The following is a 20,991-nucleotide window of genomic DNA, read 5'->3' as shown; positions in this document are numbered from 1 at the left end:
AAGTTTCCTAAAAAAAGACGCTATCTTCATAGCGTCTTTTCTCGTTTCATTAATGTCCACCGTGACCTTGACCACTTTCCTGAACAATTTCTAATCTCTCATCTAATATTCCTTGTGTTTCAAATGAAATATTACTCGTACTACCTAAAAGGAAGCCATGGTTATACGGTCCCAGTGTTGGGTCATCTTTAAACTTCGGCTGAATACTAGCAAGGAAGTCATAAACTGGTTGCGAAGCTTTACCTTCCCCCAGCAAGACAACAGGTGAGTGTTTACCCATATGTGAAAAAGGTGCTCCTGCAATTGCTAAGTCTGGTGTTTCGCTTGAAACAAATGACAAACCGTGACCTGGTTTTGTGAATCCCCAGCCGAATTTTGTTTTTTCATCTTTAAACTTCGCAAATGCGATAGAATTTTCTACTGGTGTCTCTCCACTAATACGCGTTACTTTCCCATATTTACTTAACTCTCGTTCTACTTCTTTTGACACGATTTTCTCTGGTCCTAACACATATATATTCGCTTTATCTTTTCTCATCTTTAACGCCTCAATTGTCGCTTCTGGCACTTTATTCTTTTCTGTATAGAGTAGTGGCTCTGGCATATGAGAAATCCAGTTTACAGCTGGTGTTGTATACAAACGTCCTTCTTCTTCAGACGAACCGACAATAACGCTATTTGGATAGCTTCCTGTTATATCGGCATATTCTTTATCAACAGCTTTAGCAAATATAGCTGGATCCGTTTCTTTTATTTGCTTTACTTTATATTCTTTTAATTGCTCAAGGATAGATGCACCTACATCCCCCATCACCATAATTTGTGTTCCATCTTTCGTTCCGAGCGGATTTAATCGTTTTATTTCTTTTAACGTCATTTCAGGTACCTTTTCTTTTTCTATAAATAAAATCGGCCCATTATTCGGATGGTGAATAAGATCCGCACTCGCAATACCTAATTGCCACTCATTTACTGGTACTAAAATAATAGCGCCTGGCTGATTCTCTTGATGCGTTGCTGGCCATATCGTTTGCGAAGTTAGTACTGCCATTTGCAATGGATCATTTGTATTTAATCTCGTTATATTTTTTAAACTTGTTGTTAATAAATCATTAGATGCCCCTTTATTCATTTCTTTCGGCGCAGTTACCTCTTGATTCATTTTCATCTCTTTTTGCTCTGTTTTCTTCTCTTTTGTAGATTCATGGTTTTTATGGTCTGTATTCGTTTGTCCGCATGCAGCAAGACCAACTGCTGTAATTATTGTTATCCCAAAAACTCGGGTCACTTTTTTCACTATACCGCCTCCGTATCAATCGTTTTCGAGCCAATATCATTACCTAAATTAGAATTTCACCTTTACAATAACAAGCAATTCTGAAGAAATTATGCAGATGCATGATAATCTGCACCATTTCTTCATGATTTTGACTTACAATTTAAGTAATAACTAAAAATGCGGAGGTACTCTATGGTCGATATACTACTCGTAGACGATGAACCGAGAATGCTTGAATTATTAACGCTTTATCTTACTCCAATCGGATATAACTGCGTATGTGCGACGTCAGGAGAAGAAGCTATTTTACATATAGAAAACCGAAACTTTAAATTTGTTTTACTCGATATTATGATGCCAAAGATGGACGGATGGGACACGTGCAAAAAAATCCGCTCATTTAGTAACGTTCCTATTATTATGGTTACCGCTCGTGATCAAACAGTAGATGTCGTCCAAGGATTAAAACTCGGAGCGGATGATTACGTAACGAAACCTTTCCATGAAGAGGAACTTTTCGCAAGAATTGAAGCTGTTTTAAGGCGCACAAATGAACATAAACAAATCCAATATCACGGCATTCTATGGGATGAGACGAAGCACTTTGCTTCTGTATATAATGAAGAACTTCTTCTCACACCAATCGAATTCTCTTTACTCGGATTATTTTTACGCCATGTAAATTATGTATTAAGCCGTGATCAGCTCATTGAACGAATTTGGGGATTAAACACAAATACCGAAGATCGCACAGTCGATTCACATATTCGTAATTTGCGTGATAAATTGCGAAAAGCAAATTTCCCTATTGATCATCATTTAAAAACTGTGTACGGGGTAGGTTACAGGTGGGTTGATACCGAATATTTAGGAGCGAAACGATGAAGCGAATTTCTATTCAATTCGGATTTTATTTTTTAATTGTTACACTTTTAATCGAAAGCGTCCTCTTTGTTTTGCTCTATTATAGTCTTGTAAACAATAGAGTGAATGAAGAAATGACTGCTCTATTAAAACGAGGAAATAGTCATCGAGATGTACTTGAAAAATATTATGATAAACAAACAATCTCTCACGTTGCATTAATGGAGTCTGAAGCTGAAACTACTGTTGTTATTACAAATGCAAATAAAGCAGTACTAGCTAAATCTAACGAAATAAACACGACTATAAAAAATCATATTAGTGGAATGCAAACTCGAACCGACCATAACGGAGCTATTATAGAAAATCATTGGAAAACATCTAATTATATTTGTACAGTTAGCCCCATTGTAGTAGGTGGAAAACATGAGGGCTATGTGTACATGTTTCTTGGAACTGAATCAATTGAAGAGATGGTTAATAGGCTAACAAAACAATTCATTATTGCCGGTATCATCACATTTCTACTAACAGTCATCACCATTTTTCTATTATCCCGTTTATTAACAAAGCCATTGTTACACATGAAACATGCCACTGAAAAAATGAGTAAAGGTGATTTATCCGTTTCATTAACGACTACTCGAAATGATGAAATTGGTGAACTCGCACAATCTATTCAAACGCTCGCAAATGATTTACATTATATGAAAACGGAAAGAAGTGAATTTCTAGCAAGTGTTGCTCACGAATTACGTACACCTTTAACATACGTAAGAGGTTACGCTGACATTGCCTTAAAAGACAGCACACCTCCTGAACAACGTTTACGATATTTATCTATTATAAAAGATGAGTCTGATTATATTACGAACTTAGTTCAAGATTTATTTTCACTCGCTCAAATGGAACAACATAACTTTTCTATTCATGTAAACGAGGTACAATTACACACCTTCCTTACTCGCATAGCCGAAAAAGTAAATGCAATGTATAAAGAAAGACACATTAAAGTTTCTTTCACTTGTCCTCCTACACTGTTAGTCAACTTAGATGAACAGCGATTTGAACAAGTTATAATAAACATTTTAAATAACGCTTATAGACATTCAAAAGAGCATTCTCATATCAACATTTCTGTTACAGAAGAATATAAGCATATTTCCATCAACATTGAGGACGACGGTGAAGGTATTCCCCCTGAAGACCTCCCTCACATTTTCGACCGCTTTTATCGTGTTGATAAAGCAAGAACACGAGCTACAGGCGGAACCGGTTTAGGGCTTTCTATCGTGAAGGAAATCGTAGAACTACACGGCGGGAATATTACAGTCACAAGTGAAGTTGATCATGGATCTTGTTTTACAATTTCATTGCCATCTATAAAGAAACACCACTACTATGAGTAGTCGTGTTTCTTTATCCTTTAAGATTTCACTTTATAATATAGATTTACAAATTGCCCAAAACGTTTCGTATCCGTTAAAGTTAAATTGATTTCCGGGTTCTTGTCTTGAAATAACGGAACTCCAGAACCTAATATATGCGGTGTGATCGTGACAACATATTCATCAATTAGATTATTCTTAAAGAACTCTCTTAATAAACTCCCTCCACCAACCATCCATATTTTAGATCCTTCCTGCTCTTTCAAACTTTTCGTAAACTCTACTACATCTTCATTTACAAACTCCACATGTTCGTTTGAGCCTTTTTCCGAGTTAGAAAAAACATAACATTTTTTATCTACATACGGGAATGTTTCCGTATGCTCTACTACATAATCGTACGTTCTTTTTCCCATAATTATTGTATCAATCGTTTCGTACATTTCTGTATAACCGTTGTCTCCCTCTCCTTCCGTTTCCATTAACCACTGTAAATCATCATCTTCTTTCGCAATAAATCCATCTAAGCTCGCCGCAATAAATAAAACAATTTCACGTGACATATTTTTTCCTCCTTACGTTTCATCTTGATAAAATTATGATGTAAGCAATATACTAACAGTAAAACATGACAATTAATGTCATATTAAAAAGAAACAGGTGGTATATTTGTCAAAAGCTAAACGCTTATTAGATATTCTTATATTTGCTTCTGCGAAAAAAACATTTACAGCGCAAGAAATAGCTGATGAATTTAATATTTCCGTTCGTACTGTTCATAGATACATTTTAGATTTAAGTGATATGGGGTTACCTATTTATGCTGAACAAGGTCGTAACGGAGGATATAAAGTATTAACGAATAGGGTCATTCCGCCTATTTTATTTACCGAAGAAGAAGCCGTATCCATCTTTTTTGCTTTTCAATCTTTAAGCTACTATCGAGACTTGCCTTTCAATACAGAAATCAATTCTGTTACTCATAAACTGTATAGCTCTCTTCAAAACGATGCGAAAGCGAAAGTTGATAAAATCCGCTCTTATATCGCCTTTTGGAATCCTAAGAGAACAATTGATACACCACTTTTAAGAGAAGTGTTAACAGCGGCTATTGAAAATAAAAATTTACACTTTCAATACGAATCTAAATCAGGGATAAAAACAAAACACGTTCACCCTATCGGTGTATATGCTCACGATGGTTTATGGTATTTGCCATCCTATGACTTTAGCAGGCAGAAAGTATTACTGTATCGTGTTGATCGTATTCTTTCTATACTATACACGGAAGAAAACGAAGATACTTTTATGAATTTAGAAGAATGGTTTGCCTCTAACTCTAACGTAATAAACATTCCTACTCAGTTACATGTTTTACTCACAACCGAAGGCGTACGTCAATGTAAAAGCGTTCCTTACCTTGAAGAGTTCGTTGAAGTAAACGAAGATGGGACAGGATATATACACTCAACAATTGATAAAGGTGAAATCCATTTTATTACGCCTTTATTTTATAGACTGGGAAAAGATGCACGAGTTTTAGAACCGAGAGAATTGATAGATGGTTTACGTATACGTGCGAAAGAAATTTTAAATATGTATGAAGACTAAAAAGCTGCTAAATATAAGCAGCTTTTTAGTCTAGTTATTCCTATTGTTTTATTATTGACGAATATCGAACCACCAACGATTTTTCGCATTCATATTCTCCGTCCCACTAAACCCACTGTAACGGAAAGCATCAAGGAAGATTGAATCTAGCTTATCCTCATCTACAAAATAACCTAAGTTAACTTTTACCGTTTGTCCTGGTCGGATACTGCCAATATTGTAAAAACTTTTTCCGTCTCCATGAGGTTCTAAATAATCAACTTCACCCGTCATAATATTTCTTTCTGCAACTCCATCTTTCCCAGCATAATTCCATACATTACCTTTAGATTTAAGCACTTGTATGGATGGAGTCATATAAATTTCTTCTGTTGCCTGTTTACCTATATTTTTCACTGTTGTTGTCAGGTAGACAAATTTAGGATGAACTAATTTTGACTCTACTAATTGATCAATTGAATCTTTACCATTTCCAATTTTATATTTATCCCGTCTATATGGTATCAATTGTCCAGCTTGATCCAAAGCTTGATCCAAAGCTTGATTCTTGCTTAGTATCCCTAAGCCCATTTCATTAAAGTTCTCTTGTTTAAAATCTTTGATTGAATCAAAGACTTCAACTTTTTCTATCACATATTCAACTTGGCTGTCATCCATCGTTATCGTGACTGGAACTTTTTTCCCTATATGAAATAGCCGTTTGCTATCTTTTTTCAAAGGAATCACCTTAGTTTTTTTAGGTTCATCTGCTTTGCTAAAACGATTTTCATCATATTCTACTATATGTGATGCCTTTTCTTTTGACGTAGGCTCAAGTGAAATGCTCCCTAACACTTCCATCATTTGTTCTTCGTTTATATCGGATCCAATATAACTCTCTAACATAATCCCTTCTTTCTCAAAAAAGAGAAAGACCTTTCTGTCAAACATTACATTGTTGTTTCCTGTTTCTTTATGGACAATTACTGCTTTCCTACCATTTATCTCTTTTTCTTCGTAACTTTTCGAATACAGAGTTTGAAAATCTGTATTTTCCCCTACCCTCCGAAGAGCGAATGAAAATCCCCCCATTGCGTAGTTATCTTTAAATGAATATTTCATAGCACTGTCATCAATTGCTTCCATATTTTCTGGCAATTTACCAATCTTCAACTTATACCACTTATCACTCTTTTTCGAATCCTTATTTGTTACTGAAACATTTACTTCGTAATTTTGTTTTTGGACAATCATATTATAAACTTTCACTGCCCCAAAAACGGTTGTCGGCATGCCAATCAATAAGCAAGCAGCAGCGATTAACATACGATGTTTTTTACGCTTTTTCTGCGGTTGTCCGTCTTTCAGCTGCATTTCCTCCATAAACAATTTCTTTTTGCGCGTATATGTATGTGAAAATTCATGCTGTTCTTCGAGTTTATCAAAATCATCTAAAGCAATTTTTTCAGCAAGTTCATATATTTCTTTGGAGTTCTTTGAATTCGTCATGTTGTATACCTCCTATCATATTTTGAACTCGTTTTCGAGCGCGTTCAAACTGCTTACGGACATTGGCCTCCGTTATCCCCATGACACTTGAAATTTCTTGATACGTTAAGTTATAGAAGACTTTGTACTTAAACACCTGTCTGTTCGATTCATTTAACTCTTTTAGCAATGTATCAATTTGAACCTCAGACATTTTACGTTTTTCCCACTCTTCAATATTTTCATCTACTGCTTCTATTGATTCTCTTTCATATTCTTCTAAAAATGTTTCATGTCGTTTATTTTTTCGGTAACTATCAATCGCCTTATTTTTCGCGACCCTCAAAGTGTAGCGTTTAAGCTCTTGAGTGTTCAAGCTATGGAGCTTTTCCAAGTTCTTATAAAGAGTAATAAACGTCTCTTGAACTGCATCTTCAGCCTGCTGAATATTATTTAAAATAGAATACGCTACATAATAAACTTTTTGTTCGTACAACTCGTATAGCTCTTCCATCTTTTCATAATCGTTGTTTGTAACTTTCATATAATTCCTCCTCTCATTCTATATAACGAATGAGCGATATACTTTGTGACACTGCAGCATTCTTTAATAGATAAAATTTAATAATAGAATAAACAAAAGCCCAATTTCTCTATTTCAACTGAGAAATCGGGCTTTTGTTTATTAGAATTTTCCTGACTGTCCCCTTAAGAATATCACTCTTACGCCTTTTCGGGATGCAGTATGTTCTCTATCGCTTCTTTTAACAATGTCTTTGTTTCTTCAAAGTTATGATTCTGTTTTTCTCCAGGTTGTACCGTATAAAACTCGGCAAACGAGCGCTCTTTATATCTTGGTACGACATGCATATGGTAATGCGTTAACTCATTAAAGATTCCACCATTTTGACAAATTGTAACTCCATCTGGTTTATATAATGACTTAATCGCTTTTGTAATAAGCTTTGAAGCATCCATAATTGATTTCGCTACAACGTCATCTAATTCGTCCACTTCTACAACATGCTGCTTTGGCACAATTAAAGTATGTCCTGAATAGAAAGGTTCATGATCTAAAAAGCATGTTACATACTCATCTTCATATACTTTATATATTTCTTCCTCTTCGTTTGCTAATTTACATCCTAAACATTCCATCATACTTTCCCCTTTATTAAAAACATAAAAACGTGAGAGCCGTAGTCTCACGTTTTTATGTTTCACTTGATTAGTTCAATTGTTTCCGTAACCTTTATACTATCTTTTACAGATTGAACAATCGTACAATTTTTCACTGCAAGCTGTAACGCCTTGTCCAACTGCTCTTCTGTAATGTTTTGTGCTTTGATTTTATAGTGCAAATGAACACTTTCAACTGGTTTTGATAAAGCTTCACTTCTACCAATTTCGGTTTCAATTGTAAACGTATCGTATGTAATACGTTTCTTTTCTAAAATTGTTCGGAAGACAATTGCACTACATCCTGCGATAGAAGAAACGAGTAATTGTAACGGTGAATACCCATTTTCTTTTCCAATCGCTAATTGACCGTACGATAAATCTGCTTCTATATCATCGTGTTTGATTGTTAGTTTCATTTGTTTTTTCCATCTCCACTTTCATCGGTTTCTTCCGTTTCTTACTCATATAATAATATATGTAGCAGAAAATGATAAATGGAATACCACAATATAACGCCATTCTTTGTTCAGGAATAAACGCTAAACTAATAACAACGATGCTATTTGTAATTAAAGCTAAAATTGGAACAATCGGGTATAGTGGTGTTCTATACTTTAAGTCCTCTAATTTCCCTCCGCCTTTTATATACTGACTTCTAAAACGAAGTTGCGATAGCGCAATAATGATCCAACTTGAAACAGCCGATAAACCAGCTATCGATAATAAGTACATGTACACTGTATCTTCTGCAAGGAAACTTGTGAATAGAGATAATCCAGCTACCGCAATCGTTACGACTAGCGCTGTAATTGGAATACCACGTTTATTTACTTTCTTGAAAGAAGTTGGTGCCATTCCTTCATTTGCAAGTGACCATAATATACGCGTTGCTGCATATAATCCTGAATTCGCTACAGATAATAAAGCAGTAATAATAACGAAGTTCATAATATCAGCTGCATACGGAATACCGATTTTATCAAATACAACTACGAATGGACTTTCAATTACGCCTGCTTCTTTCCAAGAAATTAATCCTACTAAAATCGTCATTGTTAAAATGAAGAATAACATAATGCGCCATACTGTATTACGAATTGCGCGTGGAATTGTTTTTTCTGGATCTTTACTTTCTCCTGCTGCAATCCCGATTAACTCTGTTCCTTGGAATGAGAAGTTAACCGTAATCATTGTAAGTAATACGGCAGCTAGTCCATTCGGGAATAACCCGCCATCGCTTACGAAGTTAGAGAAAAGAGGTGCCGCTTCTTTTCCGTCGTATGGTAAAAATCCTAGTAATGCACTACCACCAAGTAGAACGAATGCAATAATTGTAACTACTTTAATACTAGAGAACCAAAACTCTAATTCAGCGTAACTTTTCGCTGAGATAGCGTTTGAAGCATATAAAATAACTCCGAATACGAGACACCATACCCAAACATCAACAGTTGGAAACCATCTTTTCATCATTAAACCGATCGATGTTAATTCCAGTCCTACTGTTACTGCCCAGCCAAGCCAATATAGCCAGCCGATCATAAAGCCTGTTCCTGGTCCAATAAACTTCGTCGCATACTTTTGGAAAGACCCTGAAACTGGCATTGCTACCGTTAGTTCTCCAAGACAAAGCATTGTTAAATACATAATAAATCCGCCCACTAAATATGAAAGGATGGCCCCCCCTGGTCCAGCCTGATTAATAGTGTAACCTGAACCTAGAAAAAAACCAGTTCCGATTACACCACCAAGTGCGATCATAAATAAATGTCTACTCTTCATCGTACGATGTAATTTCTCATTTGTTGGTTGCTGCATCTTAATCCTCCCCCTACAAGTACCCCTATCTCTTTTTAAAATTTTCTGATAATAAAAATATACACGAAAGCGATTACAATTTCTATATAAAATTAACACTTTTCTGATAAAATAATATAAAAAATCGAATTATTGCAAGATTTAGATACTATTTAGAGGAAAATAAGGAGAAACAAGGAAAAAACCCTTACATATATTGTAAGAGTTAACGAAGCTCTAATCTTCTCGATAAAATTGATAAACTATAATTCACTATAAAATACATACAAGCCACTACTATAAAAGTCGGAATCATATAATTTACATTTTGCCCGCTAATAATTTGAGCATTATGCATAAGCTCTGGCAATGATATAACAACTGCGAGCGACGTATCTTTTAGCAATGAAATAAACTGACTAACAAGCGGGGGGACCATTCTTCTTAATGCTTGCGGCAAAATAATATGCCAAAGCGCTTGCACATACGTTAACCCTGAAGACCTTGCAGCCTCAATCTGCCCTTTTTCGATAGATAATAGACCGCTTCGAACAATTTCAGATATCATTGCCGCTTCAAATATTGTTAAAGCAACAATTGTAGCTGTTATAATTTCTAACTTCAATCCCGCTTCTGGAAGTGCAAAATACGTAAAAAATATAATTAAAAGTAGCGGTAAATTTCGAATCACTTCCACGATAACTCCTAATATTTGTGAAACGACAGGTATTTTCGTATAGCGCAATATTCCTATTACACTACCAATAATAAAGCTAAGTACAATTGCTACGAGCGCTACCTCTAACGTTATAAGTAATCCTTTTAACAAAAAGAGGATATGATCACCTGTTATTGCTCCTTTAAAATCCATTTATACCGCCTCCTTTGCCAAGCGTTTTTCTAAATAACGCACTAGCATACTGAGCGGAATTGTTAATATTAAATAAAACATCCCGACAAATATATACACATCGAACGTAACAAATGTCTTCGTTGAAATTAAATCTCCTTGATACATTAAATCAGCACCAGCAATAATTCCAAGTATTGAGGAGTTTTTAACTAAATTGAGAAATTGGTTTCCTAAAGGGGGGATTACAATTTTCATAGCTTGTGGTAAGACGATATAATACATTCCTTGCACATACGTTAATCCTGAAGAACGCGCAGCCTCCATTTGCCCTTTTGCCACTGATAAAATGCCAGCGCGAATTACTTCCGCAATAAACGCTGCAGTATATACGGTAAGCGTAAGTGTTCCTGCTACAAAACCATTTAAAGTAATTCCTATTACAGGTAAAGCGAAATAAAATATAAATGCAATTAATACGAGTGGAATATTTCTTACAAACTCTACAAAAGCGGACCCCACCCAATTTAAAATACGAATCGGTGCAATACGCATTACCGCCAAAATTACCCCTAAAATAAAACTACCTATTAATGCGATTACACTAGACATAACCGTATATTTAAATCCTTCTAAATACATATCAATGTTATTCGTTAATATAGAAAAATCAGGCACATATTCTCCCCTCTTTCTTTACAAGAAGAGGATGAGTACTCTCATCCTCTCACTCTTACTATTTATCACGAGAAATAAAGTTTCACTTTACTTCTCTTGTTTTTGACCGATCCATTTTTCATATAATTTGTCGTACTCTCCACTCGTCTTCATATCTTTTAGTAAGTTATTAATCTCTTTCGTTAAATCATCTGCACCTTTTTGTATTGCAATTCCGTACGGTTCATCCGTAAAAATTTTCCCTACAACTTCATAATTCGAATCTTGTTTTGCCATTCCGTAAAGAATCGCATTATCTGTCGTTAAAACATCGCCTTTACCTGCTTTTAACGCTGTAAATGCCTCACTATAATTTTCAAATTCTAATACAGTCGCTTCTGGTGACTTTTGACGAATGTTATTTGTAGATGTTGAGCCTTTTACCGCTAACACTTTAACGCCTTGTTTTATATCATCAATGCTCTTAATATTACTTCCTTTTTTCACAAGTAACGATTGTCCCGCTTTAAAATATACATCTGAAAAATCTACTTCTTTTTTGCGTTCTTCCGTAATTGTCATTGTCGCAATAATTGCATCAATATCACCATTCTTCAACATTGGAATACGTGTTTTAGACGTTACCTCTTTCAGCTCTAGTTTCTTTTCATCACCAAGAATTTTTTTCGCAAGTGCCTTTGCGACATCAACATCAAATCCTTCTACTTGCCCTGTTGAAGGATTTTTCAATCCAAATAAATTCGTATCATTCTTCACTCCAACTACTAATTTTCCACGCTTCTTAATTTGTTCAATGGCCCCGCCTTGCTTCGTATTCGTTTCTTTCACATCATCTTTTTTACTTCCGCACCCAGCGACAACGAGTACGAATAAACATGAAAATACAATTAAAGTAAACAACTTTTTCATTTTAAGCATGAAATTCCTCCTTTAATGATTTAACACCCGACTTAAAAATAGACGAGCTCTTTCTTGTTCAGGATTCGCAAAAAATTGTACTGGTGTTGTATCTTCGATAATTTGACCATCATCCATAAATAAAATCCGATCTGCTACCTCACGTGCAAATCCCATTTCATGCGTGACGACGACCATCGTCATTCCTTCTTTAGCTAGCGTTTTCATAACGTCAAGCACTTCTCCAATCATCTCCGGATCAAGAGCAGACGTAGGCTCATCAAATAGCATAATTTCAGGCTGCATCGCAAGTCCCCTAGCAATCGCTACCCTTTGCTGTTGACCTCCGGATAATTGATGCGGGTATACATTAGCCTTTTCCGGGATTCCTACTTTCTCTAAATAAAACATCGCTGTTTTCTCAGCTTCCTCTTTTGAAACTTTATTTACTTTAATAGGCGCTAGTGTAATATTTTGAAGAACCGTTTTATGTGGATATAAATAAAAATGTTGAAAGACCATCCCGATATCTCGGCGTAATTCATTCATATCCGTTTTCTTATTGTGTACCTCTGTATTTTGTACAATTAATTCTCCATCTGTAATTGTCTCTAATTGATTTATACACCGAAGCAATGTACTTTTCCCTGACCCTGAAGGTCCAACAACTACTATCACTTCACCCTTTTGTACTTGCAGATTAATATCTTTTAAAACTTGAAAGTCACCATAATATTTATTTACATTACGAAACTCAATCACCATACTCCCCCCTTCCTCTAACAAAGCATGTACATTCTTTTTATATTCAAAAATAGGCAAAAAAATAACTTTCAGCTTCATTTTATCCATAAAAAAAGAGCAAAGGTCGTTCCCTTTGCTCCTTCGTTCCTATCCTATTAAGATACTTCTTCTTTTTTATCTTTCCCATATTCATGCTCCCAGAAATCAGCATTTTTAATTCCTAATTCCTGCGGATCAAATACTGGATCTTTCCCTTCTTTTTTCTGCTTTTCATAGTCTTTTAAGGCGATCAATGCTGGTTTTTGTAGTAGTAAAATCGCGATAATGTTAACCCATGCCATAATTCCTACACCGATGTCACCTAAAGCCCACGCTGTTGCAGCTGTTTTTACACAACCATAGAATACGACTCCTAAGAATACAAACTTTAGTACGATGGACATCCAAGGACGGTCTTTATCACGATTTAAGTATGCAATATTCGTTTCTGCAATGTAGTAATACGCCATAATTGTTGTAAATGCAAAGAATAATAGCGAGATTGCGACGAAACCGTTTCCAAATCCAGGGAAAACAGATTCTACTGCTGCCTGTGTATAACCAGGACCCGGCTGTGCACCGTTTAATTTATTGACGATAAAGTTTTTTCCGTTTGCATCAAATACGTTATACATGCCTGTAATAATCATCATAAATGCTGTTGCTGAACAGACGAATAATGTATCAATGTAAACGGAAAATGCTTGTACTAACCCTTGTTTAGCTGGGTGTGATACTTCAGCAGCTGCCGCCGCATGTGCCCCAGTTCCTTGCCCTGCTTCATTGGAATAAATACCACGTTTTACTCCCCAAGAGATTGCTAAACCAATAATCCCACCAAAAGCTGCTTCTAATGCAAATGCACTTTTTAAAATTAACATGAAAGCCTCTGGTAACTTTTCAATATTCATAGCTACAATTACACAAGCTACTAAAATATAACCAAGCGCCATAAACGGCACTACAACTTGTGCTACGTTAACAATTCGCTTAACTCCACCAAAAATAATAAGCGCTAATGCCGCTACTAATACCGCTCCAGATACAGAAGTATTAATACCGAAAGCTGTTTCCAAACTTACAGCAATGCTATTTGCCTGAACACCCGGTAACAGCATCCCCGTTGCAAGAATTGTTGCCGCAACGAATACTAATGCATACCATTTAACTCCTAGCCCTTTTTCAATGTAATAAGCCGGACCACCACGGAATTGCCCTTGATGCTTCGTCTTATATATTTGTGCAAGTGTTGATTCTACATAAGCAGAACCTGCTCCTAGAAAAGCTACCGCCCACATCCAAAAGACAGCTCCTGGACCACCAAATGCAACAGCCGTTGCAACACCCGCAATATTTCCTGTTCCAACGCGCCCTGATAATGAAAGTGCTAACGCCTGGAACGAAGAAACACCAGCATCCGATTTTTCTCCTTGAAATGTAAGCTTCACCATTTCTCCTACATGCCTTACTTGTAAAAACCTCGTTCGAATAGAAAAATATAAACCTGCTCCTAAACATAAATAAACAAGTGCTGGACTCCAAACAATATTATTGATCCAACTTACGATAGCTTCCAACATTCCCCCTCCTCATTTATAAAGAATATTCAGAATATACATAAAATTATACGTGCATACCGAATCTATAACAATATTATTTTAATAAAATAAACATATTTTTGTATAAAAAAACAAAGTATATATTTATTTTATATACTTTGTTTTAACATGAATGTATTATATATTCACAATCGCTTCTCTTTTTATAATTCTTTCATAGAGTTGTTCAGCTAATTCTCTGAAATGATCTGGCATATCTTTCCCTTTAAATTTCTTTTGGAGCGTGCCATACAAACCTATATCACGTAAACGTAAAAATAAAGGTAACGATTCATACCAACTATCCGCCAGCCTGTGCTCATATTCGTACCCTTTTCTTAACACTTGTAACTGTTTACGAGCGAATGTCGTCTTTTCTTCCACTGTCCACGGTGTAAAAAGAACAGAGTAATAAAGAACCATTGCCAAATCATGAATGAAGTAATTATAGGCCGCATCATCAAAATCAAAGATTGTTAACTCTTTTCCATCATAGTGAAAATTGCCTGGATGAATATCACCATGCATAAGGCCGAATGTTTCTCTTTCAATTGGAAGAGCATTTATTTCCTCCATTAATACAGCTGCAATTTCTTTCACGTTCTCATCTTCTAATTCATTAACAATACTACTTTCATCCTCTTCCCACGTATCACGGTAGTCAGTTTTAGGGTAATTCATTGTAAGGCGGTGCAATTGTCCAATCGCTTTTCCCCACGCTTCAAAGTAAACATTTCCCCAATATGGCGATCCTTCTCCTTTTACTTGCTCACCTTTTGCATATGTAAATAAGGAAGCAAAAAAGAAAGTTCCATCCTCTACTACAATTTCTTCTACAAGATTTTGAGATGTTGAGTACAAAGGTCCCGCTACCTTTGCACCGTTCTCCGCAACATATCGTAAAAAATCCAGTTCAGCCTCTACCTCTTTTTTAGAACGATGGGAAGAATGCGTTAAACGTAATACGTAATCTTCATCACTATCACCCTTCGCCTTAAAAATATAATTTTCAAAATCTCCAAGTGGCTTTTCTTCTACAGTCACATGAAACAAACTTGCAGCTCTTGTTAAAATCTCTTTTGTAAAAACTCGTTCTACAGATATTTCCATATGTATCCCTCCTATATATCTTCTTAATTCGACATAAATGTTAGAAGTACTGCTATGAATGTGAAAAGTACCGTTATGCCTACTATAAAAATGCAATCTCTACACATAAAAAAATCTAAAAACAAAAAAGGCTGATTCACTAAATCAACCTTTACACTATTAAAAATACTATTTCTTAATTCTCCATCAATTCATTCTTATATATAACATTTACCTTTATTTCTCTTCACCGTTTGTCTGCATTGAATTGAAGGTCCAATTTAATTTCAATGAATCTCCTTGAAATACATTTTGTTCTTCATCATTATCTACAAATGTGAACATTACATAGAAAGTATCATCATCACCAGGAGCAAGTCCATTTCCTTCTCGGTTTACAACACCTTTTTGTAAAAGATCAGGAATACTTCCATTTTGCGTAGCTACCTTTAACTCAGATAATGTAGTAGACCAAATTGGAACCTCATTTTTATCCAAATTCCATAAGAAATCAACACGGATATAATCACCAAAATCAGCATTTCCATTATCTCCTTTAGCATCAATAACACTATAATCTGTAAGAAGTTTCACGTCTCCTATCGCTAAGGTTCCTTTGTTAACTAATTGAAAACCGCGCTCCATTTCATCACCCGGTTTAATATTGTCGACATTAATAACAACTTCAGGATTAACACTCAAATCTAAAGTACCCGCTGCAAACGCGTTTTGTGATACTTCTTTATCACTAAAATACGCATACGTTCCCCCACCAATTAAAGATAGACCAAGCGCTGCAGTTACAACACCCATACCAAGTTTTTTCTTAATACTCATTTCACAAGCCCCCCTATTTTAAAGTTCAAACAACAACCTTATTTTCATCCCACAAACAATATTAATTAAGCAACTACCTTGTCCCATAACGAAAGCAAACTAGCTTTAAACTATTTTCTTCATGTACTCAAATAGCTATTTTTTAAATAACCGGTAATGTTACAGTGAATCATTACCGGTTCGTTGTTAGCAAAAACCATTTTTTCTGTGTTCATTGCTTTATCGTTTAGTTTCCCTTAGAAGTGTATCCCCTTATTTTTTGGCTCTAAACCAATCGAGCGTAAGATTTTCTCTAACGTCACTGGCCCTACATTTTCTTTCGGTTTCTGATTTTCTTTAGCATCTGGACCCTTTTTCAAGAAGTTTTTCTCGATAAAACGAATATCTGTTTCATCTACAACACCATCTTGATTTATATCTCCATCTTTTACAGATACTTTTCCTTTTCCATACGATAAAGCTGCTATTCTAGCATCTTGAATATCTACCATTTTATCGCCGTTTACATCACCTGCAAGGTTATCATCCATATCAGCTCTAAAGTTTTGTCCCACTAATTCTCCGTCTTGCATTTTCCCTATTTTGGTTGTCAGTTTACTATTTAAATGACCTGGCATTTCTACGAAAATATCGTATTCCTTATCGCTTACAGGAACATTATGAATTTCAAATTGTCCATTATCGCTAACCGTTCCTGTATATTTCTTTCCATCCTTGCCAACTGCGTACACTTTTACTCCTAATTTTGTATAATCATTCTTACCTAAATATCCCTCTTCATGTAAAAATGCTTCTGGTCCAATATATCCTGTAATCATTGAATGCTTCGAAATAATAGAGAAGGATTTATCCTTAAACACAGGAATTTCAATACCTTCTGATGTACCAGCTTTTGTGTAAGAGAATTTATCTGCTCCAAATGCAGTTACATCATTAAAATATTCATCGCTTGTCATTTCAAATGTAACATCTAAAAATGGTGTATCTCCATCTAGTCCTTTAAATTCTTTTCCTTCCAATGACGCGCCAACTTTCACCTTGTTTTCCCAAGTTTCTTCTGTATTTATAGCCGGATCTTCTACTTTCAAGTTTAATCCATGTTGTTTTGCATATTCCGTAAGTGCTGAATTTGGTTTCACATCTATAAATTTAAATAGCTGCTTGTTATAAGGAACTTCAAATGTACCTGTCATAAGTTGCCTTACATTATTGAGGCTCAAAGTTAACGTAATTTTTTCGCCCAATTTTATTTTATCTTTGTCATAGCTTGGAACAGCATATTCTGTCCCTTCTTTTACAAAGACGTAATCTTTAAATCCCGTTGCCATATTCCCTGCAGTTGCGAGGTCATATCCAAATAATTTTAAATTTAACGGCTCATTTATTTCCTCTGGAAGTACTCCAAATTTAAAATCACCATTTGCTTGAATTGTATTCAACCAACCTGATGGGAAGGCTGAGTTTTGATAATATACAATTTGATTCGCTTTTTGATCATACTGCAAGCCTTTTGCTTTTAATGCATCTACTGTAGAATCATAAATATTACCATGCACCCATAATGCACGCTGGCCGTCTTCTTCTTTAAACATAGAATCATTGACTTCGTGTATACCAGGTTGTACATCCATAAATTTCATTTCAGGTATAACATTATCAATGATAATGTTATCGCCTTTTGTATACGATTTACCTTCTTTATCATATCCAACAAAGTTCAATTCGTAATCTCCATCAGGCAACATAACAGGTTTATCCCCAATTGGATGAGCTGGATCTCCTGTGAATGGAAGTACATACCCTCCCATACCAGAAAACATCATATATTCAACATTCGGTGTTAGACTACTTGCATTAAGTGTACCAACGACTCCTAATGCCTTCCCTGTCTTTCGGTCCTTCACAACTGCATCAATGGTTTCAAGAGGACTATTTAATTTAAATGTCAAAGGCGAACTTGGTCTTTCCATAAATGGATGGAATTTAGATGCATCTGTTGCCATTGCATCTCTCAGTAAATCTACAGACGCAATCCCTTTTTCTGTGAATTTAACTGCAAATGGTACTTGATATACTTCTTTTTCATTGTTTTTATTTGAAATATGAATATATCCCTCATATCTACCAAATTCAGCGTTTTCTGGAATCATAATTTCAGGGCTAATTTCCTCTGATGTACCAGGAGCTAATTTGATAGAATCTTTTACGTTTAGCTTCACACCATTCTTCGCTGCATCTTGCACACCTACACTTGTAGGTGAAAACTCTACTTCCAATTTAAACTCTTTCCCATCAGTTTTACTGCTGTTCTTAATTAAGACTCTTCGACTATCTTTAATAGGTCCATTTTCAAGTTGATTTTTATACCCAAATGCAATAGAGCCTGTTTTTTCTTCAATTTCTACTTCTTCATCATCTACAACGTTTGATGTTTTATCGACAACCTCGATAGATGTATCTGCATGAACTGCACGATATGCATCAATTCGTCCTGAGCCCACCTCAAATACAGAACGCTCTTCTTTTAAGTCAACTGCGGTATTCATAAGTGCCTCTTTTACTTCAAATGGATTATAGTTTGGATGTTCTTGTAAAATGAGTGCCGCTACCCCTGCAGTATGAGGAGTTGCCATAGATGTACCTGACATACGCCCATACGCTACCGGATAATTTTCTCCATCTTTTGGATCATTAATATATTCAGGAACAGTTGAGAAAATAGACACACCTGGCGCTACAATATCCGGCTTAATATCATCCGTCTTAGTTGCAGGACCGCGGGAGCTGAAATCAGCTAAGTGATCTCCCTCTGTTTTTATATTACTAAGTTCTCCAAATGCTAACGACACATCTCCTTGTACAGCTTTTGCTTGCAATTTCTCACCATCTACTTTTGTTAAGCGGAACGATGGAATAGATGAAGTACTTTCTCCAAGATAACTTGTAATTTCCCCATCTACATTGTTGTATACAATTACCGCCTTTGCGCCTGCTTCCTTAGCGTTTTTAATTTTTTCATCAAATGTAAGCTCACCGCGTTGAATAAGAGCTAACTTTCCTTTTACATCTTTCCCTGTAAAATCATCTGTTTTCCCAAGTCCTGCATATACAACCGATAAGGATTGACCTTTCAAATCTTCAATCTTATCAGTAAAGCTTTTTCCAAGTAGCATCATCTTATCCACATGTAAATCACCTGCATCGACGGAGAACGTCGGGATAGTCATTGCAGCGTCACTGGCTCCAACTGTAATCGGAAGTGCTGCTGCACTAGGTGATCCAATGGTACCTTCTTCCGGACCACTATTACCAGCTGCTACTACTGTAACAACACCAGCCAACATCGCATTGTTCACTGCGACAGAAGTAGGATATAAAGGATCATTAATAGACGCACCTAATGATAAATTGATAACATCCATATCGTCTTTTACTGCTTTATCAATTGCAGCAAGAATACCGCTTGTTTGTCCGCTTCCATACGGACCTAATACGCGATATGAATATAAGTCTACATCTGGAGCGACTCCCGTAACCGCGTAATCAACATTATTCTTTTTGTCTGCAGCGATTGTCCCAGCTACATGAGTTCCATGGGATGTATAATATGCACTTCCATCATAAATTTCAGGATATCCCCCAGAATTTTGCCAATCCTTATACGTTGTCTCCATTGGATCAGCATCATTATTAACAAAATCCCATCCTTTTATTGAGTTCGGATCTATTTTACTTGGATCTTCACCTTGTTTTGCACGATATCCTTTATATGCATCTTTCAAATCCGGGTGGTTGTAATCAATACCTGTGTCCAGTACACCCACCTTAATTCCTTTACCTGTTATTTTTTCAGCATGCAGCTTGTCCACACCAATTTGTGGTACGCTATCTGCCATTTTTGGTTCAACAGCCGCCTTAGCTGTTTCTTTCGGTAAATCAATTTTAACCTCATGATCTTCCCATACGCGCTTAACAATACCAGTGCGAACTAAGTCTTCAATCATATTCGCAGGCAACGAAATCGCCACACCATTAAAAGCACTCTTATATTCTCTTGTTATTTTGGCAGATTTAAAATTCTTCCCTTTATCTTTATTCTTTTGAAGCTGTTCAAGCTCTGCTTTAAATCCTTTATGGGATGCCTCTACCTTTTGTTCCGCATTTGAAAGAGCTAACTTTTTCCCTTTAGCCGCTTGTTTTAACACCTCAATCTTACTAGGTGCTTGCTTAAATTCTATAATCACATTCACATTATTAGGACTTGCTGTATTGATACCTGGTGAAATAACAAAACCCGGTTTTGTATCTAACGTTTTCAAAGCATTACGTTGTTCCTTTGTAAGACCTTTCAAGATAGCATTTACATCATCAATTCCAGTTAAATTAGATGTATTTACCTCTTCAGCTAATACGTTATATGGAATTCCTTGGGACAATAACATTCCAACTGTTAGTGTTCCAATAAGAACCTTTCCAAATTTCCCTCGTTTCATATTGCATCTCCCCACTATTAAAATTATTTTTCTAACCAAATTGATTCTTAAGCTCCCATTTAGCATTGAAAATTCTATTAATCTTAAACTTTTATTTTGCATCATTAAGAATTTTCAACACTACTACCATCCCTATATAGCTAATCACTTACTTTACTCTCTCTATAAAAGCCCCCCA

At 35.7% G+C, this 20,991-nt stretch carries 18 protein-coding genes; 3 read left to right on the top strand and 15 right to left on the bottom strand.

What is annotated here, in order from left to right; genetic code table 11:
- Positions 1 to 49: 49 nt before the first annotated feature.
- Entirely contained in the window at positions 50 to 1,297 is a 1,248-nt protein-coding gene (locus JDS92_RS09075) for a cell wall-binding repeat-containing protein (protein ID WP_199631842.1), read from the bottom strand.
- Between the two features lie 174 nt (positions 1,298 to 1,471).
- Here JDS92_RS09075 and JDS92_RS09070 point away from each other — a divergent pair, with 174 nt between their 5' ends.
- Complete coding sequence (locus tag JDS92_RS09070) at positions 1,472 to 2,164, top strand: response regulator transcription factor (protein WP_098911604.1); 693 nt, start codon at positions 1,472 to 1,474, stop codon at positions 2,162 to 2,164.
- Positions 2,161 to 3,552 (top strand): sensor histidine kinase, encoded by a 1,392-nt coding sequence (locus JDS92_RS09065; protein WP_199631841.1) that lies wholly within the window; start codon positions 2,161 to 2,163, stop codon positions 3,550 to 3,552. The genes JDS92_RS09070 and JDS92_RS09065 overlap by 4 nt, the downstream gene beginning before the upstream one ends.
- A gap of 17 nt (positions 3,553 to 3,569) precedes the next feature.
- Here the strand turns inward: JDS92_RS09065 and JDS92_RS09060 are convergent, their stop codons facing one another.
- The gene (locus tag JDS92_RS09060) at positions 3,570 to 4,094 is read right to left on the bottom strand and encodes a dihydrofolate reductase family protein (protein ID WP_098911603.1); all 525 of its coding nucleotides are present in this window, start codon (positions 4,092 to 4,094) and stop codon (positions 3,570 to 3,572) included.
- Between the two features lie 106 nt (positions 4,095 to 4,200).
- On the opposite strand from JDS92_RS09060, the gene JDS92_RS09055 reads away from it, so the two are divergent.
- Entirely contained in the window at positions 4,201 to 5,142 is a 942-nt protein-coding gene (locus JDS92_RS09055; RefSeq protein WP_097959039.1) for a helix-turn-helix transcriptional regulator, read from the top strand.
- Positions 5,143 to 5,193: 51 nt separating this feature from the next.
- Here the strand turns inward: JDS92_RS09055 and JDS92_RS09050 are convergent, their stop codons facing one another.
- The 13 genes from JDS92_RS09050 to JDS92_RS08990 all read right to left on the bottom strand — a co-directional run bounded on the left by JDS92_RS09050 (position 5,194) and on the right by JDS92_RS08990 (position 20,813).
- Entirely contained in the window at positions 5,194 to 6,630 is a 1,437-nt protein-coding gene (locus JDS92_RS09050) for a DUF4367 domain-containing protein (RefSeq protein WP_199631840.1), read from the bottom strand.
- Complete coding sequence (locus JDS92_RS09045; protein WP_097959037.1) at positions 6,596 to 7,153, bottom strand: RNA polymerase sigma factor; 558 nt, start codon at positions 7,151 to 7,153, stop codon at positions 6,596 to 6,598. The genes JDS92_RS09050 and JDS92_RS09045 overlap by 35 nt, the downstream gene beginning before the upstream one ends.
- Before the next feature lie 179 nt (positions 7,154 to 7,332).
- A complete protein-coding gene (locus JDS92_RS09040; protein WP_106080711.1) occupies positions 7,333 to 7,818 on the bottom strand; it encodes an HIT family protein in 486 nt (161 codons plus the stop codon).
- A gap of 11 nt (positions 7,819 to 7,829) precedes the next feature.
- Entirely contained in the window at positions 7,830 to 8,207 is a 378-nt protein-coding gene (locus JDS92_RS09035) for an OsmC family protein (protein ID WP_000778841.1), read from the bottom strand.
- Positions 8,182 to 9,609: an amino acid permease gene (locus JDS92_RS09030; RefSeq protein WP_001187119.1), complete on the bottom strand. Its 1,428-nt coding sequence runs from the start codon at positions 9,607 to 9,609 to the stop codon at positions 8,182 to 8,184. The genes JDS92_RS09035 and JDS92_RS09030 overlap by 26 nt, the downstream gene beginning before the upstream one ends.
- Positions 9,610 to 9,814: 205 nt before the next feature.
- Positions 9,815 to 10,459 carry an amino acid ABC transporter permease gene (locus JDS92_RS09025; RefSeq protein ID WP_000345979.1) on the bottom strand — a complete coding sequence of 215 codons (645 nt, stop codon included), beginning with the start codon at positions 10,457 to 10,459 and terminating at the stop codon, positions 9,815 to 9,817.
- Positions 10,460 to 11,116 carry an amino acid ABC transporter permease gene (locus JDS92_RS09020; protein ID WP_016107533.1) on the bottom strand — a complete coding sequence of 219 codons (657 nt, stop codon included), beginning with the start codon at positions 11,114 to 11,116 and terminating at the stop codon, positions 10,460 to 10,462. It lies immediately after the preceding gene.
- An 87-nt stretch (positions 11,117 to 11,203) separates the two neighbouring features.
- Entirely contained in the window at positions 11,204 to 12,034 is an 831-nt protein-coding gene (gene glnH / locus JDS92_RS09015) for a glutamine ABC transporter substrate-binding protein GlnH (RefSeq protein ID WP_087949307.1), read from the bottom strand.
- Between the two features lie 12 nt (positions 12,035 to 12,046).
- Complete coding sequence (locus JDS92_RS09010) at positions 12,047 to 12,856, bottom strand: amino acid ABC transporter ATP-binding protein (RefSeq protein WP_307838329.1); 810 nt, start codon at positions 12,854 to 12,856, stop codon at positions 12,047 to 12,049.
- A gap of 56 nt (positions 12,857 to 12,912) precedes the next feature.
- The gene (locus JDS92_RS09005; protein WP_199631838.1) at positions 12,913 to 14,373 is read right to left on the bottom strand and encodes an alanine/glycine:cation symporter family protein; all 1,461 of its coding nucleotides are present in this window, start codon (positions 14,371 to 14,373) and stop codon (positions 12,913 to 12,915) included.
- 159 nt (positions 14,374 to 14,532) lie between these two features.
- A complete protein-coding gene (locus JDS92_RS09000) occupies positions 14,533 to 15,504 on the bottom strand; it encodes a phosphotransferase enzyme family protein (protein ID WP_199631837.1) in 972 nt (323 codons plus the stop codon).
- A gap of 216 nt (positions 15,505 to 15,720) precedes the next feature.
- Positions 15,721 to 16,320 (bottom strand): TasA family protein, encoded by a 600-nt coding sequence (locus tag JDS92_RS08995; RefSeq protein WP_199631836.1) that lies wholly within the window; start codon positions 16,318 to 16,320, stop codon positions 15,721 to 15,723.
- Between the two features lie 236 nt (positions 16,321 to 16,556).
- Positions 16,557 to 20,813: a S8 family serine peptidase gene (locus JDS92_RS08990; RefSeq protein WP_199631835.1), complete on the bottom strand. Its 4,257-nt coding sequence runs from the start codon at positions 20,811 to 20,813 to the stop codon at positions 16,557 to 16,559.
- Positions 20,814 to 20,991 lie beyond the last annotated feature (178 nt).

Source organism: Bacillus cereus group sp. N12 (assembly GCF_016483575.1).
GTDB lineage: Bacteria > Bacillota > Bacilli > Bacillales > Bacillaceae_G > Bacillus_A > Bacillus_A toyonensis.
The sequence above is the reverse complement of the archived record's forward strand: the minus strand, read 5'-3'. Positions and strand labels throughout refer to the sequence as shown.